A 25547-nucleotide genomic window follows, 5' to 3' on the forward strand; every position below is an offset into this window, starting at 1 on the left:
GGCCCGCTCGTCTGCCGTTCGGGGTCAGGCCACCGGCTAGAAGATGCCGGTGATGAGGGTGGCCCAGGAGCCGGTGCCGGAGAGGCGCGGCGTCCTGTCGGACGTCGGCCCGCCGGGGTAGGTCAGCAGGCAGCCGGTCGGGCAGACCCTGCTCGTCATGATGCCCGACTCGTTCATGTACGGGACGGCGGTGTTCGGGTCGGCCGGGGTGGTGGCCCAGAAGTCGCCGTACTCCTCGCCGGGCGTGGGCACGAACTGCTTGAAGGCGTACGTCTTGGTCTGGCCCTCGTCGTTCACCGTGACCGAGGTGCTCTTCACGGTGCCCTGGATGTTGCCGGGCGAGGTGAGGTAGGGCCGCTGGGTCCAGCCGCCGGTGCCGTAGACGGTGGGGCTGCCGAGCTTGTAACCGCTCGCGCACTCGGGCCTGTTGAGGCAGCCCGGGTAGAGGTGGAGCTTCCCGTCGCCGGGGTTGCGGCCGACGATGTCGGCGGCGCCGTCACCGTTGAGGTCGTCCATGGCCAGGTTGGTGAAGTCCCTCCACCCGCCGATGCCGATGACGCTCGGGTGGGCGAGGTCGAACGGCTCGTTCTGGTCCTGCCCGCCGCCGGCGATGGCGTTGCCGCTGTAGAGCAGCAGTTCGGCGTTGACGCAGTTCGGCGTCGGCTTCGACGTGTCCCAGAGGCACTCGATGGTGACGAGGTCGTTGCCGGGCTTGCCGTCGATGTCGCCGGGCAGCATGACCTGGCGCAGGCCGCGCCAGTCGTCCTGCGACGGGTGGGCGATCTCCTGCCGGGAGTAGACCCACGGGGAGCCGAGGCCGTTGCCCGGGTACAGGTAGAGCCGGTTGTTCGACAGGCGGACGAGGAAGTCCTCGTAGCCGTCCGGGGCGGCCGTCGGGCCGGCGAGGCCCTGGAGGTCGTCGCGGTGGGCGATGAGGGCACCGCCCCAGCCGCCGGTGCCGATGAGCGAGGCGGCGGCGGGCTCTCCGAGCGTTCCATTGCCCCGGTAGAGCAGCAGCTCGCCGTCGGGGTTGGTGGCGACGAAGTCGGACTGGCCGTCGCCGTTCAGGTCGCCGTGGCGGTCCCGCGGATAGGTGCCCGGCGTGACCGGGGTGACGCCGGCCTCGTAGACGAACTCGGCCTTCTCGGTGGGGAGCACCACCGTCTCGTCACCGCCGTCCATCGGCGAGTGGTTGCCGGCGGCGTCGTAGGCGAGCACGTACAGGGTGCTGGACGGGTAGCCCGAGGGCGTGACGGTGACGGTCGCGCTGTTGGCGGCGTCCGAACCCGCCGCGACCCAGTTGCCGTTGGCGCAGCGGGTGCTGGCGGTGGAGACGAAGTGGTCCATGGCCCAGCAGTAACCGACCACGTCGGAGACGGTGTTGCCGAACTTGAGCTGGACGGACTTGCGCGCCGGGTACTTGTCGGTCTCCTGGCCCGCGAGGGAGCCGTCCTTGACGTCGTACACGGAGACCGGCTTGTTCGGGCCGATGCGGTCGACGGTGAAGGAGCAGGCGGCCGTGGTCGGGCTCGTGGTGTTCTCGTTGTCCTTGGCGTACACGGTCCAGGTGTACGTGCCGTTGGTGAGGTTCTTCGCGGGCATGGTCACCGAGGCCCACTGGCCGCTGGTGACCCGCTTGGTGCTCGCGTTCGGCGAGAAGGTCACGGCGCTGCCGGAGGAGTTCTTCACCGTGAACACGGCGTCGACGGAGCCGCCGTCCGGGTCGCGGACCTTCGCGGTCAGGGCGATGCCGCTGTTGCCGATGGCGGTCGCGCAGGGGACCGCCTTGTTGCCGTCGCCGGACGGGGTCCAGGAACCCTCGTAGGCGGCGTGGCCGTCGACGACGGGCTTGTAGTTGTAGTCGACTTCGAGCACCGGGTTGTTGCGGAACCGCTTGTAGGCGGCGGTGTTGCCGGAGTAGCCGCTCGGGGCCCTCATGCCGAGGACGAGGGTGCCCCAGCCGTTGTCGGCGGCCTTCTGGACGTAGGCCTTCAGCGCGGGGCTGGTGAAGTCGTGACCCTTGTCACCGGGGCAGAACTGGTCGTTCCCGCCGTAGAACGAGGCGTAGTCGAGTTTGGCGGCCCACGGCGCCGTCGACCAACTGGGGGTGTTCTCGATGCCGCCGGCCGACCACAGCTCGGTCGGGCCGACGGTGGAGGCGCTGCACTCGTAGGAGTGGGTCTGGACGACCGCGAACTTGGCGTCGAGGATGGTCGCGTTCGCCAGGCCGTTGGTGTTCATGGCGAAGAACGAGGCGGTGTCACCGGTCCCGTTGTAGCCCACCCGGGGCTCGTCGGCGGGGTTGGAGGAGTTCCAGCCCGAGCCGTTGGGGTAGGTGGCGCTGGGCGTGGCCGAGTACACCACCGCCCACTTCTCGCGGTAACCACCGCTGAAGACGGGGTCGATGACCAGCGGGAACTGGTCCGCCGCCGCGAGCAGCTTCGCGTCCGGGGTGAGCGTGAGCGTGGAGCCGGACACGTCCGCGGCGACCGGGGCGCTGTCGGGCTGCGCGGCCGTGACGTCGGCGCCGGCCGCCGAGGAGGCCTTGGCCTTCGACGTGGCGGCCGGCTTGTCCTCGGAAGCGGCCGCGGGCTGCTCCCACATCTTCGGGCCGGGGGCGCTGAAGACCGTCGCGCCCTTCTCGTCCTTGGCCAGGAGCTTGTCGCCCGGTCCCTCGGTGAGGGTGACGCCGTCCGTCTTGAACCCGAGCTTGATGGTGCGCAGGGCGGGGTTGGCGGCGGCCTCGGCGTTCTGGACGACCAGGTGCTGGGCGAAGCCGTCGACCTCGGCGATCAGCTTCAGGTCCACACCGGGGAGGACCGAGCGGTACGTCGCCGTGTCACCCTCGACGACCGGCGCCGGAAGGACGGTGGGCCAGGTCAGGGAGAGCTCCTTGCCGTCCTTGACCATCGTGGCCAGCGGCTGGGCGCCACCGCCGGAGAAGGCGATCGGGAAGACCGGGGAGGCCGGCCCCACACTGCCGTCGTCCTTCTTGACGAGGCTCGCGTCGACCGGACGCCAACGCCCTTCCGCGCGGGTCCACTTGGGCTCACCGTAGGAGCGGCGGGTCGTCGACCCGTCCGGGTTGGCGAAGAACTCGGTCGCCTCCTGGCGGCGGTCGAGGATCTCCACCCGCTTCCCGGTCCGCTTCGCCTCGGCGAACGCCGTCTTCTCGAAGCGGACGTCCGGCGTCTGCGACTCGTCGGCGGCCGCGGCGGCGGGAGTTCCGGTCAGGGCGACGGCCGGCATCACGGGCAGAACGGCCGAGGCGGGCCATGCCATCGTGGCCGCTATCGCCAGAGCCACTGCTCTCCGGCTGCGTCTGGATCTATCAGTACTCATCTCCGAAAAAAGCCTTTCCGGGAACGCAGCCGTCTTTTCTTCGATAAAGAAGTTCTGGTCCCCCCCGGCGGCGGACTCTATCCCGGAGGTGACTTTCCGGTACAGCCCAATATGGCGCGGGGATGCGCGCCCGGGGGTGGGCGGAAGGGGCGTTATGAGACCTGATCGACGAGATCGATGCAGGTTGGGCCCTTGGTCGCACTTGCGGGACACCGTCACGTCTTGACGTGCCGACTTGTGGGGGCCTGGTCCCGTTCTCCAAAATCCGCTTGCCAGATGAATATGGCGCGGTGTTGGGTAGGCCCGCTCAAGTGTGCTTGACGACAATCGGGGTGGGGATTTCGATGCAGTCCGGCGATGGCTTTGCCATGCCCTTTTCCAGACGCTCTTCAAAACGACGCATGGCCAAGCGTGCGCGGACGGGATTCATCGGCCTCATTACTGCCGGTCTGAGCGTTTCCTTGCTGTCGGCCCCCTCGTGGGCGGTCCCCGAGGAAGCACCGGGAATCCGGTCCGTTCCGACGACCGAGTCGGTGGACGGTGCGGATTTCTTTCCGGCGGGTCTGAAGCGGAGGCCGAAGCCGTCGCCGGTGTGGCGGGCGCCGGAGGTGAAGTGGCCGGCTGCCGCGGTGCGTGAGGTGGTGCCCGGTGCGGCTGTGGTGCCGGGCGGACCGCCGGTGCGTCTTCGTCCGTCGTCCGCGCGGACGTCGAAGGCCGCCGCCGGTTCCGCTGCCGCTTCCGCCGCTGGTGGTTCGGGTCGGGTGGAGGTGGCGGTCGAGGATCGTGCGGCTGCCCGGCGGGCGGGGATCGAGGGTCTGCTGCTGTCGTTGCGTCCGGTGGACGGGGCGGGTGGCGGGCTCGACGTCGAGGTGGACTATGCCTCGATCCGTGGTGCGTATGGTGCGGGCTGGGCGTCTCGTCTGCGTCTGGTGACGTTGCCGGCGTGTGCGCTGACGACGCCGGAGAAGGCGGAGTGCCGCGAGCAGACGCCGCTGGCGACGCGGAACGACGCGTCGGACGCGACGTTGAGTGCGACGGTTCCGGCGGTGGGTGCGGCGAAGGCGTCGAAGGCCGGTGCCGGTTCCGGGAAGGCCTCGTCCCCGTCCCTCTCCTCGCGCGCGGTGAACTCGGCGGGTGCGACGGTCCTGGCGGCGACGGCGGGTGCCGAGGGCTCGGACGGTTCGTTCAAGGCGACGTCGCTGTCCCCGTCGGGGTCGTGGTCGGCGGGCGGGAACTCGGGCGGCTTCGGCTGGAGTGCTCCCCTCGGGGTTCCGACAGTCCCTGGCGGGCTTGTGCCGAAGGTGGAGCTGGCGTACAACTCCTCGTCCATCGACGGCCGTACCGCCTCGACGAACAACCAGTCGTCGTGGATCGGTGAGGGCTGGGAGTACTCGCCCGGCTTCGTCGAGCGTCGCTACGTCTCCTGCGAGAACGACAAGCAGGGCGGGAACAACACCGCCAAGACCGGTGACCTGTGCTGGAAGTCGGAGAACGCGACCCTCTCCCTGAACGGCTCGTCGAACGAGCTGGTCTGGGACGCGACCAAGAAGACGTGGAAGCTCCAGCGGGACGACGGCTCGCGCGTCGAGCGGGTCTACGACGCCACCCCGAACAACTCGGGCGACGCCGACTCGGAGTACTGGCGGGTCACCACGCTGGACGGTACGCAGTACTGGTTCGGCAAGAACCGCCTCCCGGGCTGGGAGACGGGCAAGTCGGAGACGAACTCCGTCTTCTCGGTCCCGGTCTACGGCAACCACGACGGTGAGCAGGGCAACGGTGCGGACTTCGCCTCCTCGGCGGAGCAGCAGGGCTGGCGCTGGAACCTGGACTACGTCGTCGATCCGCACGGCAACGCGATGGCCCTCTACTACACCAAGGAGCAGGGCTACTACGCGCAGAACAACAAGTACGACGACTCCAAGCCGTACATCCGCGGTGGGTATCTGAACAAGATCGACTACGGTCTGCGCGCGGGTGCCGTCTACACGACCGCCAACCCGGCGGGCCGGGTCACCTTCACCACGGGCAACCGCTGCACGGCGACGGACTGCGCGTTCACCGAGGCCAACGCGACCAACTGGCCCGACACTCCGGTCGACCTGGAGTGCACCAGTGGCAAGCAGTGCCTGCAAGGCTCGCCGTCCTTCTGGACCAAGCAGCGTCTGACGAGCATCAACACCTTCTCTCTGGTCGGTACGACGCTGCAGCCGGTGGACACCTGGGCGCTGGTCCAGTCGTTCCCCGCGACCGGTGACACCTCGACCCCGGCGATGTGGCTGGACTCTGTCCAGCGCACGGCCAAGGCCGGGGCGCTGGCGGACATCACGCTGCCGAAGACGGTGTTCTCCGGTGAGCTGATGGCCAACCGGGTGGACGCGGCCGAGGGCCGTCCGGCGCTGAACCGCAAGCGCATCACCGCCGTGACCAACGAGACCGGCGGTCAGACCCTGGTCACCTACAGTCCGAAGGAGTGCACGGCGGCGTCGCTTCCGGCGGCGGCGGACACGAACGCCAAGCGTTGCTACCCGTCCTGGTGGACCCCGGACGGCTACGTCGAGCCGGTCAAGGACTGGTTCCACAAGTACCTGGTCACGCGGATCGACGAGAACGACACCACGGCGGGCAGCGGTTCGCCGTCGAAGGTGACGACGTACGAGTACGCGGGCGGACCCAACTGGCGCCGTGACACCGGCGAGTTCACCCTCGACAAGCACCGCACCTGGAACGACTTCCGCGGCTACGGCACGGTGCGGACGTACGTCGGCTCGACCAATCGCGTGAAGACCGAGAACACCTACTTCCTCGGCATGGCCGGTGACACCCTGGCCAACGGCAGCGCCCGCTCGGTGCCGCAGGTCAACGGTGTCACCGACCGCAACGACTTCGCCGGTCGTGTGGCCGTGAGCAGCACGTACGACAAGGACGGCACCGGCGGCAAGGTCGTCCAGAAGACCACGTACGTGCCGTGGGAGTCGGAAGCGACCGCGACGCAGGCCGTGAAGGGGATCACCGACCCCGACAAGCCGAACGACCCGGCGCCCGCGCGGCCCGCGAAGACCGCCTATCTGTCGGGGACGGAGACCACCAAGGCCGGCACCCTCCTGGACAACGGAACCAGTTGGCGGACCCTGACGACGACCCGCGACTACGACAAGACCTACGGTCTGGTACTGAGCGAGACCGACGACGGGGCGGGCCTGGTCGAGGCCAAGAACGTCTGCACGACGTACGTGGCCCCCGACACCACGAACTGGCTGATCCAGTACCCCAGCGAGGTCGTCACCACGAGCCAGGGCGGCTGCGACAGCTTCGGGGACAACGTCACCAGCCGTGCGCGGACCTATTACGACGGCAAGTCGCTCGGCGTGGCCCCGGACCCGGGGCAGGCTGTCGCGACCAAGGTCGAGGAGGCGTCGTCCAGCAGCACGCAGGGTGGCACCACCTGGGACGTGGTCTCGGAGAGCACCTACGACCAGTACGGGCGTGCCCTCACGGTCAAGGGCCAGGACGGCCAGCCGGTCACGACGACGTACGAGCCCGTCACCGGCGCCCAGCCGACGGCGGTGAAGATCACGAACGTCAAGGGGCACACCACCTCCACGACGTTCGACGGCATGCGTGGCCTCACTCTCGCCACGACGGACGCGAACAACCGGACCGCGACGAGTGAGTACGACGCTCTGGGCCGGCTGACCAAGGGCTGGAGCAAGGGCCGGGCCAAGACCCTGGACCCGAACGCGACGTTCGCCTACAACCTCTCCAGCACCGTCCCGTCCACCGTCGTCTCCAAGAAGCTGTACGAGAACGGCACCTGGGGCACCAGCACGACGTTCTACGACTCCCTGCTGCGCACGCGGCAGACCCAGTCGGACGCGATCGGCACCACCGGCCGCCTGGTCAGCGACACGTTCTACGACGGCCACGGCCGCGCGTACCTGACGAACGCGCCGTTCCACAACAGCAGTGCGGTGTCGACCACGGCGATGTTCGTGGTGACGCCGAACCAGGTGCCGCAGGCCGTGCAGAACGAGTACGACGGCCGGGGCCGGGTCACCGCCACCGTCCAGCTCTCCCTGAACGCGGAGAAGTGGCGCACCAGCACCACCTACGGCGACTACTGGACGGCCACTCTTCCGCCGAACGGCGGCACCGCCAGCCTGAGTCTGTCGGACGTACGCGGGCGCCCGGTCGAGCAGAGGCAGTACAAGGACCGCAATCCGCTGATCAACGCGGCGCCGACGCAGTACGAGGCGACCACCCGGACCTACGACAGGACCGGTCTGCTCAAGGCGATCACGGACACCTCCAAGCGCAACGCCTGGGAGTACACCTACGACCTGCGCGGTCGCCAGGTGACGATGAAGGATCCCGACAAGGGGGAGAGCACCACCGACTACGACACCGACGGGCGGGCCTACAAGGTCACCAGCCCGGACAGCACCCTGCTGACGTCCTACGACGACCTGGGCCGCAAGACCGTCCTGCGTTCGGGTACGGCGACCGGTCCGAAGTTGGCGGAGTGGACGTACGACACCGTGGCCGGTGGCAAGGGTCTGCTGGCGAGTGCGGTCCGGTACGACTCCTCGGTGACCGCGAACGCGGCGTACAAGTCCGAGGTGACGGGCTACGACTTCGCGGGCCGGGCGACCGGCACGAAGGTGACGGTGCCGTCGGTGACCGGTGAGGAGAAGCTCGCCGGTACGTACACGGTGGCGACCACGGCCACCCCGGTGAACGGTCTGGCGGCCACGGCGGCGTACTCCACCGGTAATGCCAACGCGACCACCGCGTTGCCGGCGGAGACGGTGACGAACCACTACGGGGCCAAGGACCTGCTCGGCACCGTCGACGGCACCCTGGACCACGCCTACCTGCGCGGTGCGTCCTACACGCCCTTCGGGGAGCTGGCGCAGGCGCAGCTCGGCAACATCGGCAAGCTGGTCACCCAGACCCTGGAGTACGAGGCGTCCACGAGGCGTCTGATCGGGGCCACGGTCGACCGTGAGGCGACCGGCCCGGCGACTCCGTCGAACATCACCTACGGCTACGACCCGGCCGGCAACATCACCACGATCCGCGACGCCCAGGACGACGGCAAGAGCGTCGACCAGCAGTGCTTCGCCCACGACTGGGCCCGCCGCCTGACCGAGGCCTGGACCTCGGGCGACGCCTGCGCCACCAAGCCCGTCAACGGTGCCGGCAGCCCGAACCTGGGCACGGTCGACCCGTACTGGACGTCCTGGACGTTCACCGACACCGGCCAGCGCAGGACCGAGACCCTGCACAAGGCCGGCCCCGTCACGGCCGACACCACCCGCACCTACACCTACCCCACCACCGCCGGCGCCGCCCAGGCCCACGCCGTGCGCTCGGTCACCGCCACCGGCGGCGCGACCGGCACCGACACCTACACCTACGACGACACCGGCAACCTCACCAGGAAGACCCCCGCCAACGCCGGCCCGGTCCAGGACCTGACCTGGAACGCGGAGGGCAAGCTCACCACCTCCACGATCTCCGGCAAGACCACGTCCTTCGTCTACGACACCGAGGGCACGCGGATCATCAAGCGGGAGCCCACGGCCACCACGCTCTACCTGCCCGGCGGCCAGGAACTCGAACTCACCCGTGCGGCCGGCAGCACTCCTGCCGCCATCACGAACGGCACCCGCTACTACACGTTCCCCGGCGGCTCGGCGATCCGTACCAGCAATGACGGCAAGGTCCGTCTGCTGGTCGCCGACCACCACAACACCAACACCCTGTCCTTCTCCTCCACCACCCTCACCTTCAACCGCCGCAAGACCCTGCCCTACGGCGGGCAGCGCGGTACCGCCCCCGCCTTCTGGCCCGGTAAGAAGGGCTTCGTCGGCGGCGACATCGACGGCACGACCGGCTTCACCCACATCGGCGCCCGTGACTACGACCCCAACCTGGGTCAGTTCATCAGCGTCGACCCGGTCCTGAGCCTCGACCTGCTCCAGTCGCTCAACGGCTACAGCTACGCCAGCAACACCCCCATCACCTCGTCCGATCCCACAGGACTCATGGAGATGTGCGGTGCTTCGGGAGGCGCCTGCTACCCCGACGACTGGAACAACGACGGCACCCCGAACGAGGACGGCGACCGGTCGACGAACGACGAGCCGGAGCCGAAGCCCGGCAACAACGGCGGCGGCACCAACGGCGGTGACGGCGGCGGTGGCGGCGGTGGCGGTGGCGGCGGTGGTGGCGGTGGCGGTGGTGGCCACAAGGGCGACGATGACGACTGCTGGATCGGCTGGGTCTGCCAAGCCGCCAGCGCCACGGGCGACTTCCTCGTCGAGCACCGCGAGATAGTCAGTTTCGGTACCGAACTCATCGCGGGTGTGGCCTGTGGCGCCGCGGCGGTGAGTGCGGGCTTCGCGACCGGAGGTGCCGGCTTCGTCGCCGTAGCAGGATGCGGCGCTGTGGCCGCCGCTGCCGGAGCGGCCGTCAACAACGCGCTCGATCCGGGGGCCGACCACAGCCTCGGCGGTCAACTGGCCGAGCAGGGCGAAGCCGCCGCATGGGGCGCGGCCACCAGCGTGGCGTTTGCAGGAGCCGGAAAGTTCCTCATCGGATGCCACTCCTTCCTGCCGGGGACGAAGGTGCTCCTGGCGGACGGCTCCACGAAGAACATCGAGGACGTGGAGCCGGGTGACGTCGTCCTCACGACCGACACCGAGACCGGAAAGAACGCCGAGAAGCCGGTCCTCGAGGTCATCACCACCGAGTACGACAAGGAATTCACCACTCTCGAGGTGGCGACCGACTCCGGCCCGGCTCGTATCGTCGCCACTGTCACCCACCCCTTCTGGGTTCCCGCCGAGAAGCAGTGGATCGAGGCCGGCGAACTCCACCCCGGCCAGTGGCTCCGCACCAGCTCGGGCACGGACGTCCAGATCACCGCGGCCAGCTACTTCACGAAGCAGCAGCGCACGCACGACCTCACGATCCAGGACATCCACGCGTACTATGTGCTGGCGGGTTCGACGCCGCTCCTGGTGCACAATTGCGGCCCTGGCATGAAGAAGGGGGACGCCTGCACATGCCCCGGGGATCAGCCGTTCTCCCGGCTGGGCACCTCCCCCGAGAGCACGGGACGTCTTGCGAGCCAGGCTCAAAGGGCGGAAGATGCCGGTTTCGGCCACGGAGTCTCCGTACTCCCTGGAGTGCACGAAGGAGCCTCGGTGGCGACCAAGGCGCAACTGGAGAATGCCGGTCTGTCGTTGAGGTTCACCCCGACGAGAAACATTCCGGATCACCACACTTTGGTTATTCCAAAGCCAGTGGATGCAACGGTCCGAAAGGGGTACAACGGTGCATTGGGGCGGTAGTCAGGTGGTGTCGGGCCTGATGGAAGGGAGCGAGCGTGTTGAGCTCCTCCTGATCTTCGGTTGGATGGACGGACCCGTCGAAGGTGTGGCGAGAAGAGTGGCAGGAGACTCCTGCTGGCACTTCAAGCTCTTTGCCGAGCGGGCAGAGGTGTCGGATCTCAACGATCGCTTGTTCGGACTCTGGTCTGTGCCGGAACAGGATGCCGCTGTGCTCTGCGAGGAATTCGGTGTTGACAGCGACCGGCCTTTGGTGTGGCCCGTAACCGGAGGGATCGGGTCGGAGCGAGCGCGTTCGGTTGTCGACGGAATCCTGACGAATGAGCCGGGGCTCCCGGAGCTACTGGTTCGGACCGAGGACTTTTCTGAAGTTCTCGGGGCGTGGAGCGTCGTGAGCCACTGATGGAGTGGCGTGGAAGCCGGGGCCGGCAGGAGAGATTTCTCCTGCCGGCCCCGGCCGTGTTTCCAGGGGATCAGGCCGCGCAGTACTGCCCCTGCTTCCCGATCGAGCGGTACATGCAGTCCGCGTTCTCCAGGAGCTGGAGCACCGCGTCCCGGTTGCGGGCCGTTTCGCGTTCGATGACCTCGTCGGGCGGGTAGAAGCCGCCGCCGGAGGACGAGGACGGGTACATCTCGAAGGTGTAGGCGAAGACCTTCTGGGTGCCCCACAGGTAGTCGTCGATCGAGCCGTCCGTGACGTACAGGTCGCTGGACTGCTCGGGGGTGTAGCCGTTGCTCGCGGCCATCTTCTTCCCCACGGCCGCGAAGGCGTCCCGGTCGTCCTTGGTCATGCCGGTGGTGGTGTCGGCGGTGGTCCAGCCGAAGGGCCAGAGGACCAGTTCGCTGTACGTGTGGAAGTCGATGGCCGCCTTGACCTGCTGCTTCCCGCCGACCACCCGGGAGCGGACGAAGTCGGCGACGACCTTCACCTCGGGGGCCGACTCGGGGGCCGCGCCCCGGTAGGTCTCGGAGCTCTTGGAGCCCGAGGAGCCGCCGCAGCAGCCCCACTTGTAGTCCCAGTTCCGGTTCAGGTCCGTGCCGACGTACGAGGAGCCGGAGTTGGGCTGCCGGTTCTTGCGCCAGCTCCGGTAGGAGCCGGACGCGATGTCGTACTCGCCGCCGTCCGGGTTGAGGTCCGGGACGATCCAGATCTCGCGCCCGTTCACGGCGTTGGTGATCCTGCTGTCCGTGCCGTAGCCCGCGCCGAGTTCGCGCAGCAGGTAGAGCGCCATCTCGACGGTGAGGTGCTCGCGGGCGTGCTGGTGGTGGGTGAAGAGGACCTCGGGCTCGTTCTCGTCGACGGCCACGTTGTCGCTGACCTTGATCGCGACGATGTCCCGGCCCTCGTGCGACTTCCCGATCACCCGCTTGCTCATGATCGAGGGGTACTGGGCGAGCCGCTGGGCGATCTCCGCGTTCGCCTCGGCGTAGTTGTGGTAGCGGGAGTCCGCCGACGGGAAGTCCAGCGGGCCGAGCGCCGACCGGGCGGCCCCGCCCCGGTCCGGCGGGGCCGGCAGGGCCACCGGCCGGTAGCCCAGGGCCCTGAGGCGCCCGAGCTGTTCGGCGTTCGCGCTGACCACGACCGCGCGGGCGTCGACCTCGTCGATCGAGACCCCGGTGGCGGCGAGCGCGGTGCGGGCGGCCGGGGTGGACGGTCCGGCGACCTCGTACTGCCGGATCACCTCCTCGGCCGTGGAAGAGCGGGCGGCGGTCGGCGCCGGGTCGGCCCCGGCGGGTGTCGCGAGCGCGGAGAGGGGCGCCGCGAGGGCGAGCGCCACGAGGGCCGCGAGGGTGGCGGACCTCCTGCCGGGCCTCCTGGCGCGGAGGGAACGTCGCATGGTGTCTCCTGGGTGGGGAGTGTGGGGGGTGCGACAACGACGAGAACGACGAAGCGGAACGGAGGGTGCGGGGGCGTACGGGTCGTGCGGGGTGTTCCGGTCATGGTGGGGGTATGTCATGGACCGGTCAAGGCGTGAACTTCGGCCATACTGTCCCGCGTGGGGACCCTCATCGGCAGATACGTCATCGAGCACAAGCTGGGCGAAGGCGGCATGGGCACCGTCTACCTTGCCCGATCGCGCGGCGGACGCGCCGTCGCCGTCAAAGTGGCGCGGCCGGAACTCGCCTCCGATCCCTCGTTCCGCGCACGCTTCCGCGCCGAGGTCGCCGCGGCCCGGCAGGTCGGCGGCTTCCACACCGCCCAGGTCGTCGACGCCGACCCCGACGCCGAGGCGCCCTGGCTCGCCACCGCCTACGTGCCCGGCCCCACCCTCGCCGGACTCGTCACCGCCGGGGGCCCCCTGGACGAGACGCGGCTGCGCGCCCTCGGCGCCGCGCTCGCGGAGGCCCTGGAGGCCATCCACGCCTGCGGGCTCGTCCACCGCGACCTCAAGCCCGGCAACATCGTCATGGCGCCCGACGGGCCGCGCGTCCTCGACTTCGGGATCGCCCGCGCCCTGGAGTCGACCCGGCTCACCGCCACCGGCTCCGCCTTCGGCACCCCCGGCTACCTCGCCCCCGAACAGGCCCTCGGCGAGGAGGTGACCGGCGCCGCCGACGTCTTCGCCCTCGGCGCCGTCCTCGTCGCCGCCGCCGGCGGCCGCCCCTTCGGGGACGGCACGCCGATGGGCCTCATGTACCGCTCGGTCCACGAGGCCCCGGACCTGGCCTCCGTCCCGGAGGCGCTGCGCGACCTGGTGGCCCGCTGCCTCGCCAAGGACCCGGCCGAACGGCCCACGCCGGACGGGATCCTGGACGCGCTGGAGGAGGGGGCTCCGGGGACGGGGCCTGCGGGGGCGGGCGAGCGGCCGCCCGCCACGGTGGTCGTGTCCGCGCCCGCCCACCCCTTCGGCCCCCCGGCGCCCCCCGTGCCGCCGTCCGTGCCGCCCTCCGCCCTCCCGACCGCGCCCGTCCACGGGCCCCCGGGACACGTACGGGGGTACGCGACGCCGCCGGGTCCCGGCTTCGGGCCCCCGGGCGCCTTCGCCGTACCGCCGCCGCCCGCCGCGCCGCCCGGAGCCGTACCGCCCGGGTTCGTACCCCAGGGAGCCGCACCGCCCGGGTTCGCGAGGGAGTTCGTGGCCGCCGACCGGGTGTCCGGGATCGTCGTCGACGGCTCCGGCGTGCACCTCCAGCTCTACGGCGAGGAGGTGGACTTCGACTGGGAGGAGATCTCGGGCGTGGACCTCCTGCGGACCCGCCGCGGCCGGGGGCTGAGCGTCGTGGTCTCGCTCCACGAGGGCGGCGCCTACACCTGCGAGCTCGACGGCCGCCGCGCCGCCCGGGTCGACGAGTGGGTGGCCCGGCTCGACCCGGTCCTGGCCGGGTTCCTGCCCCGCCGCTGAGCGCGCGGCCCGGCCCGGTCCCGGGAACGACGCAGCGCCGCCGGGGGAGCGGCGGCGCTGCGGAGCCCGTGTCCCGTATGCGTACGGGAAGGGTTTACCGGTTACGGGAGGCCGTGCACGTGCGGGCCGACCGCGTTCGACCAGGCGTTGCCGGCCGTCGCGTCCCAGTTGGTGGACCAGGTCATGGCGCCGCGCAGGGTCGGCCAGGCCTGGGCCGGCTTGAAGGTGCCGCAACCGGTGAGCTTGGTCAGGCAGTCGAGGGCGTTCTTCACGATCTGCGGGTCGACGTAGCCGCTGCCCGCGCCCCGGGTGGAGGCGGGGACGCCCAGACCGACCTGGGACGGGTCGAGACCGCCCTGGATCTGGATGCAGGCGAGCGCGGTGAGGAAGTCCACCGAACCCTGGCTGTAGACCTTGCCGTCGCAGCCCAGCATCGAACCGCTGTTGTAGTACTGCATGTTGACGACCGTCAGGATGTCCTTCACGGCCAGCGCGGTCTTGAAGTACTCCGTGCCCGTGCTCTGCATGTCGATGGTCTGCGGGGCCATCGTCAGGACCAGGCTCGAACCCGCCTTCGCGGAGAGCTGGCGCAGCGCCTTGGTGAGGTACGTGGAGTTGATGCCGTGCTCGAGGTCGATGTCGACGCCGTTGAAGCCGTACTCCTGCATCAGGGCGTACGCGCTGTTCGCGAAGGCGGTCGCGCTCGCGTCGCTGTTGATCGTGACGTTGCCCTTCTCGCCGCCGACGGAGATGATCACGGACTTGCCGGCCGCCTTCTTGGCCGCGACGTCGGCCTTGAAGTCGGCGACCGAGGCGTAGCCGACGGCCGGGTCGAGGTTGAAGACGATCTGGCCGGGCGTGGTCGTCGAGTCGGCGAAGGAGACGGCGATGATGTCGTACGCCGCCTGCACGTCCCGCAGCTTCTGCTTGGCCGCGCCGTTGTCGAAGTTCTGCCAGTAGCCGGTCACGGCGTGCTTGGGCACGGACGGGCCGGGGGCGGTCTGGTTCTTGGCGGTGCGCGCCGACACGGCGGCGGACTTCGCGGACTCGCCCGCCGCGTTCGTCGCGGAGACCTGGAACTGGTAGGCGGTGTCGGCGGTGAGCCCGGTGACCGTGGCGGAGGTGCCGCTCACGGTCTGCGGGTTGGCGCCGTCCCGGTACACCTTGTAGCCCGTCGCGCCGGAGACCGCGCCCCAGCTCAGGCTCACGGAGGAGGAGGTGACGGTGCCCGCCGCGAGGCCGGCCGGGGTGGACGGGACGACCGGGTCGGGGTCCTGGCCGCCGCCTCCGTCGGGCCCGTACACGCTCACGTCGTCGACGAGGTAGGGGGAGGTGCCGTACCAGCCGTGGGTGTAGATCTCGACCGAGGTGGTGGAGGCGCCCGTGGTGAAGGTGGTGGTGAGCTGCTTCCAGGACGGGGAGTCCGGCGTCCAGGTGGAGACCGAACCGGTGCCGGTGCCGGTGTTGCTCGCGCCGAGGTAGGCGTAGCCGCCCTGGACCCAGGCGCTCAGCGTGTACGTCGAGTTGGGCTTCACGGCCACGGTCTGCACGCACTTGGCGTTGTCGAGACCGGCCGGGCTCGCCTTGAGGGCGCCGGCCCCGGTGCGGACCGGCGAGGAGACGGCGGCGCCGCTCCCGGCGGAACAGGACCAGTTGGCGAGGCCGCTCTCGAAGCCCGCGTTCTTGGCGACGTTGACGTCCGCCGCCTGCGCGGTGCCGGCTCCGCCGACGAGGACGAGCCCGGAGCCGACGGCGAGCGCGAGGGCTCCACCGAGCCATCTGCGTCCGCTCGGACGGGTGGTGGTGCGGTCCACGTGCATCCTCCGTGGGGGAGTTGGGGATGTGGAGGTGCCGTACGCCGTCGTACGGAGGGGGTTCGTACGGGGGTACGAGGCGGTACGAGGCGGTACGGGTTAGGGCGGTGGCCACCGCTGAAGCTACAAGTTGGTCCAGACCAATTCACTTGTCAAGACCTCTGGCACGGAAGGGAGTCGGGGAAGGGGCCTGGACCCACGGCAGGAGTTTGGGTCCGATCGTGGGTCCACGGGCCCACGATGCCCGGCCGCACGCCTCCTAAGGTGCCCTGACGAACACCGGGCGGGCGGCGGGGGGAGCGGCGGATGCGCGGGACGGACGGGCCCCCGTGGGCCGGCACGGCACGGCGGGACACGGCACGCGGGGGCGGGGGGACCGCCGCCCTCGTCCGCGCCTGGGCCGCGGGCCTGGTCGTCCTGCTCCTCGCCGAGTACCTCCAGGTCACGTACCTCTACGGGACGTTCGCCGACGCCGGACGGCTGGAGGGCTTCGGCGGCCGGCTGCTCCTGGTCCACCTGCCGAACGCGCTCTGCGTCGCCCTGGCGGTCGGGGTGTCCGGCCGGGTCCACCGGGAGCCGTTCCGCTCCTCGCCCGCCCGCCACGCCGTCGCGCTCTTCGCCGTCCCGCTGTTCGCCCAGGCCGTCAGCCTCGCGCTCCAGTGGGAACGCGCCTCGGTCGAGGGCCTGTCGATGTCGTGCGCCGTCGTCGTGGTCGGCGCCTTCTGCGGCCACGCCGCGGACCGGCTCCGGGAGGGGGACCGGTGAGGGACGGCCGGCGGGTGAGCCCGGGAGGGGGACCGATGAGGGACGGCCGGCGGGTGAGCCCGGGAGGGGAGCCGGTGAGCGACGGCCGGCGGGGGAGGACGGACCGCGGCGCGGGCGCGCTCGAATACGTGGGAGCCGTGGTGATCGCCGTGGCCCTCCTGCTCGCCCTCGTCGTGACGGGCGCGGCGGGCACCCTCGGCGAGCGGTTCGCCTGCGCGATCGCCTCGCTCTGGGGCGGCGGCTGCGCCCCCGGCAGGGGCCCCGGGGGCACGGCCGCGCGCGACGCCGACTACGAGCCGCCGCTGTGCACGACGTCCACCGTCACGGACAAGGCGGGCGCCAAGGTCAAGGTCGGCTGGTTCGAGTGGGGCAACGAGTACGGCTTCCAGGACCAGGTGCACCGGGCCAACTACGACGTCAACGGCGACGGCCGCGTCGACGGCGGCGACCAGTTGATCCACACCACCTTCACGGACTCGGCGTCGATCGGCGCCACCGGCGGCTTCGGCGGGAAGACCGGCACCCTGGGCAAGGGGTCGGTGGACCTCGGCGGCGGCATCAGGGTCAACAACGGCGACACCTGGGTCTTCGAGAGCCGGGCGGAGGCCGACGCCTTCCGCGGGGACCTGGAGAAGCTCAGGACGTACGAGATCCGGCGCACGTCCCCGGGCGGCGCCGAGGCGAGCATGGGCGACGGCATCCTCGCGCTCTTCGGCAAGGGTCCGCTGGTGGAGGAGGACAGGCTCCGCGAGCGGATCGAGGGCCGGCTCGGGGACCGCCACATCAGCTACGGCTCCGTCGGCGTCCACGGCAGCGTGGAGGGCGGACTCTCGGTGCACCCGGGCGACGACCGGATCGTCGCCGCCGGGATCGAGGGAAGCGCGAAGATCAACGCCGACGTGATCCTCACCAAGGACGACTACCGCGGCACCAAGTCGTACACCTACTCCGTCAAGGCCGAAGGCCAGTGGGGCAGCAGGCTCGGCGCCGGCGGCTTCGACACCGGCGACCACGCGCAGGCCGCCCGCTCCGCCACCGTCACCGTCACCCGCGACCAGAAGACCGGCGAACTCCTCCGGATCGACTTCACCCAGACCACGGAGTCCGACGACGTCGGCACCTCCGACGGCGCGGGCGGCCACAACGGCAAGGAGGGCAAGGACGGCAGGGGCGGCCGCGCCGGCGCCGTCGACAACTCCGGGAAGAGCAGGACCGAGGTCTTCACCAACACGGTGGCCTTCCCCAAGGGACCGGACGGCGACGCCGACCGCGCCGTGGCGCAGAAGTGGCTGGACGGGAACGGCGACGGCGGCGCGGTCTTCTCGTACCTCCTGGACAACCACGCGCCCACCACCCGCCCGGGCGCCGACGACCCTTTCGGGCAGCTCCTCTTCGACCGGGGCAGGTCCAGCAGGACCGGATACGGCGTCATGGCCGACGCGCACGAGTACGGCTTCGAGGTGAACCTGGGCCTCTCCCTCGGCGCCTCCGTCGAACTGTCGAACAAGGCCCAGACGCTCGAGAACGCCCGCTTCCTCGGGGCGCCCCGGAACGGGAAGCGGGAGTACGTCCCCTACGGCTACTGCGCCCGGTGACGCGCCGTCGCCGGACCCGGTGGCGCACAGTACGCACATGCGCGCGGACGCGTACGGGAAGACGACCGGCGGCGGGAGCGCCGCCCGGAGCGAGCGAGGGGAGTCGGGGATGAACGGGAAGCCGGGACGCGGCCCGCGCGCGGCGGTGGCGGCCGCGGCCGCCGGACTGCTGCTCACCGCCTGCGGGAGCGGCGGGACGGCGGGCACCACCCCCGGGGGCTGGGGCACCCTGAGGACCGAGCGGCTCACCGTCGCCCACCCGGCGGCCTTCGAGGAGGTCGCCCCCGACCGGGGCAACGCCCACGAGGTGGCCCGGGCGACCCTCACCGAGGGCGGCGTCCTGGTCGCGGCCATGAGCGTCGAGTTCGACCACGGCAGCCTGAACACCGTCGAGATGGCGGCCGTCGGCGCGGAGGCCCGGATCCAGTTGGGCGCCACCCCGGCCGGGACCACGGAGATCCGGGTGGCCGGGCCCGACGGGCGCGCGGAGGCCCGGAAGATCACCTACGCCTTCACCTCCCGGGGCGGGCCCGGCACACCGCCCGGGGGCACCCGGCTGGAAGGCGTGATGGTGACCGGCGTGGACGCGCGCTCGCGCCCGTACCTGATCACGGTGAACTCCTGGGCGGGCACGCTCTCCGACCGGGACGTCACGGAGATCGTCGAAAGCGTCACGCTCACGGTGCCGGAGAAGTAGGCTCCGGCGAGGGCGCGACCGGGCCCCTTCGGCGATCCCCGGCGCCCCGCTCCCCACCCCGCTCCCCACCTCTCGCCCTTCCCTCATTCGACGATTCCAGGAGTTTGAACACGGGGTGCGCCCGTGAAGGGAATTCGGGGGTAGTCGTGTGTCACGGAAGGGTGTTCTCTGCCGTGTAGGGCGCGGATAAGCTGCCGATGTGGTCAGATGACGGGGGAAGGGCCTGCGGCGGCCGGGTGACCGGGGCCGGAGCGAAACGGGGATCTTGGTGTCGACAGCAATCGCGGTCACGAGCACCGACTTGGTGCTCCCACTGTCCGACCAGCACACGCCCGCCGCTGCCGTCCTGCGGGCGCCCGAGGCGCAGTCCCTGGAAGCCGCCCTCCTCGACATGCGCGTGACGCTCGATCAGCACGGTCACGTCGTCGTCCTCTATCCCGCGACCCTTTCCCGGGCCTTCGAACGGCGGCTCCACGCCGTCCGCGCCCTCCTGGAGAGCGACCGGGTCGCGTTCCTGCGGTCGGACCTCCCCCCGCTCGGCCTGGCCGTGCTCGTCCGCCAACTGCGCCAGCTCTCCGTCTGCGACTTCAGCGCGGGGGTCCTCGCGTCGGCGGCGCGCCTGCTCTCGTACTACATCCACTGCGGCGCGCTGCTCGGCTCGGTCGCGAAGCTCGACCGGGTCCCGGTGAGCCTCACGTCGCACGCCAGGTCCTGGATCCCGGGCTCGCAGTTCGGCGTCGTGGCCGGCCCGGAGCCGCAGCTCGTCAAGGTGGGCGGCGGCACGCTCACCGGGCCCGAGTACGACACCCGACTCCTGGTGGCACGCGGCCAGTTGCAGTCGGACTGGGTGACCGGCACGCTCGCCCCCGACTGGAAGGTGCAGGGGGTCGAGGAGGCCGACCTGCCCGCCGAGTCCCCCCGCTGGTGGGGCACCGGAAAGCTGATCGAGTTCGCCGCCCACATCCCGGACCTCTCCGTGCTGTACCAACTGGTCGCGAGCGTGCGCCGCGAGTGGTGCCACTGGTGCGGCATGGAGCTCATCGGCGACCGGTGCGGGTTCTGCGGGGCGCCGCTCACCTCGGACGAGAGCCGCGCCCTCCCTCCCGGCGTCACGACCGGGGGATGACCGCCCGTGCCGTCCGCCTCCGTACCGCCCGCCGTGCCGCCCGCTGCCGTGGCATCCGCCTCCGTACCGTCCGCCGCCGACTCCGCGTTCCGTCCCGTCCGTTCGCCCCACGTCCCCTAACGAGGTTGTCCGGCCCATGAATTCCCGTCAACGCCGTGGCGTCATACTCCTGGTCCTCTCCGTTCTGTGTGCCTTCGGCGCCTTCGCCGGGGTGCTCTCCGTGATCGGCGACGTGAATTCGAAAGTCGGTCCCGAGGTCTCGGCGTATCAGATGAGGGTCGACGTCGCCCCCTACACCAGCCTCAAGGAGAGCCAGTTCGAGAAGATTTCCCTTCCCAAACGCTGGCTTTCGGCCAATGCGGTCACGGATCTTTCCGAGATCGACGGAAAAATCGCTGTCACTCAACTCCGCAAGGGCTCTCTCCTGCAGAGCGACATGATCGTCAAGCGGCCCGCCCTCCAGCCCGGCGAGCAGGAGATCGCGATCATGATCGACGCCGCCACGGGCGTGGCCGGAAAGATCACCCCGGGTTCCAAGGTGAACATCTTCGCCACCTTCTCCGGCGAGAACGACAAGACCGCCCCGATGTCGAAGATCATCGTGTCGAACGCCAAGGTCCTCGACGTCGGCAAGCTCACCTCCCTGGAGCCGGCCCGGGGCGAGGGCTCCCGCTCCAACGAGGCCGTCCCGATCACCTTCGGCCTGAACACCCTGGACGCCCAGCGCGTCGCCTACGCGGAGTCCTTCGCCGAGCACGTCCGCCTCGCCCTCATCGCCCCGGGCAGCGACACCTCCCTCCGTCCCGGTGAACGCACCTACGAAATCGGCAAGGACAAGTGAGGTCCGGATGACGACCAGGATCCTTCCGGCCGTCGGCGACGCCGACGCCGCCCGGTCCATCACCACCCTGCTCGGCCAGCTCCCGGAAGCGGAGCCCGCGGCGCCGGTCGGTGACTCCACGCAGCTCGTCGACACCCTCGCCCAGCTCGCCGGCGAGTCCCTCGACGAACTGCCCGAGGTCGTGCTCGTGCACGAACGGATCGGCCCGGTGCCCGCCCTGGAACTGATCCGCGAGGTCGCCCTCCGCTTCCCCGCGGTCGGCGTCGTCCTCGTCACCGCCGACGCGAGCCCCGTCCTGTTCGCCGCGGCCATGGACTCCGGCGCCCGCGGCCTGGTCGCCCTCCCGCTCAGCTACGAGGAACTGGCCGGCCGCGTGCAGGCCGCCGCCGTCTGGGCCACCGGCGTGCGCCGGCACCTCGGCAACGCCGGCGAGGTCACGGGCGGGGTCGGCGGCCGGGTCGTCACGGTCAGCGGCGCGAAGGGCGGCGTCGGCACCACCCTGATCGCCGTCCAGCTCGCCCTGGCGGCCCGCGCCTCCGGCATGAGCACCGTCCTCGCCGACCTGGACCTCCAGGCCGGCGACGTGGCCTCGTACGTCGACGTCCAGCACCGCCGCTCCGTGGTCGACCTGGCGGGCATCCAGGACGTCACGCCCCGCGTGCTCCAGGACGTCGTCTACTCCGGCGACCAGAGCAAGGTCGGCGGACTCTCCCTGCTGCTCGCGCCCGCGGAGGGGGAGCGGGCCGAGGAGGTCGACGACCGCGCCGTACGGCAGACGGTCAGCGCGCTCCGGCACAGGTACGAGGTCGTCGTCATCGACTGCGGCACCGCGATGAACGGCGCGAACGCCGCCGCGATCGAGATGGCGGACACCGGCGTCCTCGTGGCCACGCCCGACGTGATCGCCGTACGGGCCGCCAAGCGCATGGTCCGGCTCTGGGAACGGCTCCAGATCCGCAAGGCGGAGGAGACGGTCACGGTCGTCAACCGCTACACCCGGAACACCGAGATCCAGCCGCCGCTCGTCGAGCGGATCACCGGGACCCGGGTCGCGCGGACCACGGTCCCGTCCCACTTCAAGGAGCTGCAGTCCGTCGTGGACGCGGGCCGGATACAGGACCTGGAGGCCAAGTCGGTGGTGAAGCAGGCGATATGGGCCCTGGCCGGCGAACTGGGCCTGGTGAAGCCCGCGGCGGGCGAACGCGGAGGACGGGGACGCGGCGACCGGGACCGGGACCGGGGATCGTTCGGCCTGCGCAGGTCACGGCCGTGACGACGGAGACGTGAACGGGCGGGGACGTGGGCGGGCGCCCGAGCGGGCAGGGATGTCGGTGGACGGAGACGTGGGCAACGGAACCGAGGGGGAACGGCGAACCATGGAAGTGGCGGAGATACGACGGCGTGACCGCGTCCACGACGACCGCGGCCAGCTCAGCGTCGAGTTCACGGGCACCCTCCCGCTGATCCTGCTGACGCTGGCCGTCCTCTGGCAGTGCGCCCTCGTCGGCTACACCTTCGTCCTGGCGGGGAACGCGGCGGACCGGGGGGTGCGCGCGTATGCGGCTTCCCGTGACGTGGCGGACTGCCGGTCCGTCGGTCAGGAAGATCTGCCCCAGGAGTGGCGAGGAGCCAAGATCTTCTGTTGGGCGGAGGGGGAGCTCGTGAAGGCCACGGTCTCCGTCGACGTGCCGATCCTGTTTCCCGGCGGCCCGAGCCTCCCGATCAGTGTTGACGGCCGCTCCGCGGCGGCGAAGGAGGGGACTGAGCCGTGAGCATCCGTGCGTACACCCGTCCACGGAAGGACGACCGGGGCCAGGCGGCCCTGGAGTTCCTCGGCTGGCTCCCCGTCCTCCTCCTCGTCGGCCTGCTCGCGGTCCAGCTCGGCCTCGGCGCCTTCGCCGCCCAGCAGGCCGGCACGGCGGCCCGCGCCGCGGCCCGCGTGGCGGCCGATCCCGACGCCGAAATGAGCGCCCAGCAGGCTGCCCAGGAGGCCGTGTCCGGCTGGCTCGCCGACGGCACCGACGCGAACGAGAACGACTGGGGCGACGGGGTCACCGTGACCGTCCGGGTCGAGATCCCGTCCGTAGTGCCCGGCATCGACTTCGGCCCCGCCGAGAAGAGCGCCACGATGCCCGCCGACTGACCCCACCGCCGCACCACCGGTCCCGGAACCCGTGACGGACCGCCCGTACGCGGGCGGTGGAAGCCCAGAGAAGCCGAGGAGTCGACGACATGAGCTTGAGGGCACGCATCAACAGCCCCGAGCCGCACAGCGGCCACGACGAGGGCGACGTCCTCGTCGGCGTCTACCGCGCCAAGCTCCTGGAGGAGATCGACCTCGCGGAGATGTCCGCGCTGGCCGCCGCCGACCGCCGGATCCGTCTGGAGCGCGTCCTCGGCCACATCATCAGCCGCGAGGGCCCGGTCCTCTCCACGGTCGAACGCGCCCAGCTCATCCGCCGCGTCGTCGACGAGGCCCTCGGCCTCGGCATCCTGGAACCCCTCCTCGAAGACGCCTCCGTCAGCGAGATCATGGTCAACGGCGCCGACCAGGTCTTCGTCGAGCGCGGCGGCCGGCTCGAACAGCTCCCCCTGCGCTTCTCGTCCAACGAGCAGCTCATGCAGACCATCGAGCGCATCGTCTCCACCGTCAACCGGCGGGTGGACGAGGCGAACCCGATGGTCGACGCCCGGCTCCCCTCCGGCGAGCGCGTCAACGTCATCATCCCGCCGCTCTCGCTGACCGGCCCCATCCTCACCATCCGCCGCTTCCCCCGCGCCTTCACCCTGGCCGAGATGATCGGCCTGGGCTCGCTCGACGAGCAGATGATGCTGCTGCTCGCCGGCCTGGTCCGGGCCAGGTTCAACGTCATCGTCTCCGGCGCCACCGGCACGGGGAAGACCACCCTGCTCAACGCGCTCTCCGGTCTCATCCCCGAGGGCGAGCGCATCGTCACGATCGAGGACTCCGCCGAACTCAGGCTCCAGCAGTCCCACGTCATCACCCTGGAGAGCCGCCCGGCGAACGTCGAGGGCAAGGGCCGCATCAGCATCCGCGACCTGGTCCGCAACTCCCTGCGCATGCGCCCCGACCGCATCATCGTCGGTGAGGTCCGCGGCGGCGAGACGCTCGACATGCTCCAGGCCATGTCGACCGGCCACGACGGCTCCCTCGCCACCGTCCACGCGAACAGCGCCGAGGACGCCCTGATGCGGCTCCAGACCCTGGCGTCCATGTCCGAGGTGGAGATCCCCTTCGTGGCGATCAAGGACCAGATCAACAGCGCCGTGGACGTCATCGTCCAGCTCACCCGGCACGCCGACGGCTCCCGGCGCGTCACCGAGATCGCCGTCGTCGACTCCCACGGCCGCGAGGACTACCGGATCGTCTCGGTCTGCCGCTTCAACGCCCAGCCCCTGGCCCCCGACGGCCGGGTGTACGGCTCCTTCGCGTACCACCCGCTGCCGCTCCGCATCGCCGAGCGCCTCTACATGAGGAGCGAACCCGTCCCCGCCGCGTTCGGCGTCGCCCGGTCGGACGACCAGCTCGCCGTACGGAGGTCGCCGTGACCGGCCCGCCGCCGCCCTCCCCGTAAGCCGGTCCGCCACCGCCACCGCCACCGCCACCGCCAGCGCAACCGCCCCCGCAACCCCGTAAGCCGGCCCACCGCCGCCGTCCCGTCCGCCGCCCACCCAGAAGGTTCCCGCCCGACATGGACAATCTCCCGCTCCTGACGATCGGGGTCACCCTGCTCGCCTGTGTGCTCACCGTCATCGGCGTGCACAGCTTCTCGTCGGGCAGGGCCCACCAGGAGGAGCTCTACCGGCGGATGTCCCAGACGGGGCCGGCGGAGGGGCGGGGACGGCACCGGCGGTTCACCGCCGTCGACCGGCGGCTGCGCAGGACCACGCTCGGCCGGAACATCGAGCGCAAGCTGGCCGCGACCGGCCTCGGCCTCACCCCCGGCGAGTACGCCGTCTACGTGGCGGGCGCCCTCCTCGCCGTGTACTTCGTCGTCACGACGGTCTTCGCCCCCTTCTTCGGCCTCCTCGCCGTCGTCATCGGCCTCTGGGGCGGCAACGCGTTCCTCAACGCGCAGATCCAGAAGCGGACCGAGGCCTTCATCAACCAGCTTCCCGAACTCACCCGGCTCCTCGCCAACGCCACCCAGGCAGGCCTGGCGCTGCGCACCGCCCTCGCGATGGCCTGCGAGGAGCTGGAGGACCCCGCGCGGGAGGAACTCCGCCGCGTCGCCGACCAGCTCGCCGTCGGCCACTCCCTGGAGGACGCGCTCAACGAGCTCGGCGAACGCCTGCCGTCGCGCGAGCTCACCGTGCTGCTCACCACCCTCATCCTGTCCAGCCGGGCGGGCGGCACGATCGTCACCTCCCTGCGCAACCTCACCGACACGCTGGAGGAGCGCAAGGAGACCCGGCGCGAGGTCAGGACGATCCTCTCGCAGGTCAGGATGACGGCGATCATGGTCCCCGTCCTCGGCGTGGGCTTCCTCCTCGTCATCAACGGCATGCGGGCGGGAGCCCTGGACGACATGACGGCCGCGACCGGCGGGAAGATCGCCGTCGTCGTCTCCGCCGGCCTCTACGGGCTCGGCTTCTTCCTGATCACCCGACTCACCAAGATCCGCACCTGAAGGGCGGGGACAC

At 70.7% G+C, this 25547-nt stretch carries 17 protein-coding genes; 13 read left to right on the top strand and 4 right to left on the bottom strand.

Translation table 11 applies throughout. The features are described from left to right. Nucleotides 1-36: 36 nt before the first annotated feature. Both ACFYNX_RS17830 and ACFYNX_RS17835 read right to left on the bottom strand, forming a co-directional pair. Nucleotides 37-3282 carry a hypothetical protein gene (locus ACFYNX_RS17830; RefSeq protein WP_388662352.1) on the bottom strand — a complete coding sequence of 1082 codons (3246 nt, stop codon included), beginning with the start codon at nucleotides 3280-3282 and terminating at the stop codon, nucleotides 37-39. A gap of 934 nt (nucleotides 3283-4216) precedes the next feature. Next, on the bottom strand, nucleotides 4217-4672 hold the full coding sequence (locus ACFYNX_RS17835; RefSeq protein WP_388662354.1) for a hypothetical protein: 456 nt from the start codon (nucleotides 4670-4672) through the stop codon (nucleotides 4217-4219). Between ACFYNX_RS17835 and ACFYNX_RS17840 the strand changes: the two genes are divergently transcribed. Beyond that, nucleotides 4635-10703, top strand: a complete 6069-nt coding sequence (locus ACFYNX_RS17840) for a polymorphic toxin-type HINT domain-containing protein (RefSeq protein WP_388662356.1) — start codon at nucleotides 4635-4637, stop codon at nucleotides 10701-10703. The genes ACFYNX_RS17835 and ACFYNX_RS17840 overlap by 38 nt on opposite strands. A 19-nt stretch (nucleotides 10704-10722) precedes the next feature. Beyond that, nucleotides 10723-11103 carry a hypothetical protein gene (locus ACFYNX_RS17845; RefSeq protein ID WP_388662358.1) on the top strand — a complete coding sequence of 127 codons (381 nt, stop codon included), beginning with the start codon at nucleotides 10723-10725 and terminating at the stop codon, nucleotides 11101-11103. A 70-nt stretch (nucleotides 11104-11173) separates the two neighbouring features. Here ACFYNX_RS17845 and ACFYNX_RS17850 read toward each other — a convergent pair whose 3' ends face one another. Continuing rightward, nucleotides 11174-12538 carry a M14 family metallopeptidase gene (locus ACFYNX_RS17850; RefSeq protein WP_388662360.1) on the bottom strand — a complete coding sequence of 455 codons (1365 nt, stop codon included), beginning with the start codon at nucleotides 12536-12538 and terminating at the stop codon, nucleotides 11174-11176. 159 nt (nucleotides 12539-12697) lie between these two features. Here ACFYNX_RS17850 and ACFYNX_RS17855 point away from each other — a divergent pair, with 159 nt between their 5' ends. Then, the gene (locus ACFYNX_RS17855; RefSeq protein ID WP_388662362.1) at nucleotides 12698-14044 is read left to right on the top strand and encodes a serine/threonine-protein kinase; all 1347 of its coding nucleotides are present in this window, start codon (nucleotides 12698-12700) and stop codon (nucleotides 14042-14044) included. A gap of 101 nt (nucleotides 14045-14145) precedes the next feature. Here ACFYNX_RS17855 and ACFYNX_RS17860 read toward each other — a convergent pair whose 3' ends face one another. Beyond that, the gene (locus ACFYNX_RS17860; RefSeq protein ID WP_388662364.1) at nucleotides 14146-15864 is read right to left on the bottom strand and encodes a chitinase; all 1719 of its coding nucleotides are present in this window, start codon (nucleotides 15862-15864) and stop codon (nucleotides 14146-14148) included. Between the two features lie 300 nt (nucleotides 15865-16164). Here ACFYNX_RS17860 and ACFYNX_RS17865 point away from each other — a divergent pair, with 300 nt between their 5' ends. From ACFYNX_RS17865 to ACFYNX_RS17910, 10 genes are all read left to right on the top strand, one after another. Further along, the gene (locus tag ACFYNX_RS17865) at nucleotides 16165-16623 is read left to right on the top strand and encodes a hypothetical protein (RefSeq protein ID WP_388662366.1); all 459 of its coding nucleotides are present in this window, start codon (nucleotides 16165-16167) and stop codon (nucleotides 16621-16623) included. A 74-nt stretch (nucleotides 16624-16697) separates the two neighbouring features. Further along, nucleotides 16698-18218 carry a hypothetical protein gene (locus ACFYNX_RS17870; protein ID WP_388662367.1) on the top strand — a complete coding sequence of 507 codons (1521 nt, stop codon included), beginning with the start codon at nucleotides 16698-16700 and terminating at the stop codon, nucleotides 18216-18218. Nucleotides 18219-18255: 37 nt separating this feature from the next. Next, a complete protein-coding gene (locus ACFYNX_RS17875) occupies nucleotides 18256-18915 on the top strand; it encodes a hypothetical protein (RefSeq protein WP_388662369.1) in 660 nt (219 codons plus the stop codon). A gap of 268 nt (nucleotides 18916-19183) precedes the next feature. Beyond that, nucleotides 19184-20041, top strand: a complete 858-nt coding sequence (locus tag ACFYNX_RS17880; protein ID WP_388662370.1) for a hypothetical protein — start codon at nucleotides 19184-19186, stop codon at nucleotides 20039-20041. A gap of 136 nt (nucleotides 20042-20177) precedes the next feature. Next, a complete protein-coding gene (gene cpaB, locus ACFYNX_RS17885; RefSeq protein ID WP_125667753.1) occupies nucleotides 20178-20882 on the top strand; it encodes a Flp pilus assembly protein CpaB in 705 nt (234 codons plus the stop codon). A gap of 7 nt (nucleotides 20883-20889) precedes the next feature. Further along, on the top strand, nucleotides 20890-22155 hold the full coding sequence (locus ACFYNX_RS17890) for a CpaE family protein (protein WP_388662372.1): 1266 nt from the start codon (nucleotides 20890-20892) through the stop codon (nucleotides 22153-22155). Nucleotides 22156-22258: 103 nt separating this feature from the next. Continuing rightward, entirely contained in the window at nucleotides 22259-22654 is a 396-nt protein-coding gene (locus ACFYNX_RS17895; RefSeq protein ID WP_388662374.1) for a TadE family protein, read from the top strand. Further along, nucleotides 22651-23025 (top strand): TadE/TadG family type IV pilus assembly protein, encoded by a 375-nt coding sequence (locus ACFYNX_RS17900; protein WP_388662375.1) that lies wholly within the window; start codon nucleotides 22651-22653, stop codon nucleotides 23023-23025. Before ACFYNX_RS17895 ends, ACFYNX_RS17900 begins: the two co-directional genes overlap by 4 nt. 89 nt (nucleotides 23026-23114) lie before the next feature. Continuing rightward, entirely contained in the window at nucleotides 23115-24452 is a 1338-nt protein-coding gene (locus ACFYNX_RS17905) for a CpaF family protein (RefSeq protein WP_388662377.1), read from the top strand. 143 nt (nucleotides 24453-24595) lie between these two features. Beyond that, nucleotides 24596-25534, top strand: coding sequence for a type II secretion system F family protein (locus tag ACFYNX_RS17910; RefSeq protein ID WP_388662379.1), 939 nt, complete (start codon nucleotides 24596-24598; stop codon nucleotides 25532-25534). Nucleotides 25535-25547 lie beyond the last annotated feature (13 nt).

The sequence above is a fragment of the Streptomyces sp. NPDC007872 genome (assembly GCF_042868165.1).
Lineage (GTDB): Bacteria > Actinomycetota > Actinomycetes > Streptomycetales > Streptomycetaceae > Streptomyces.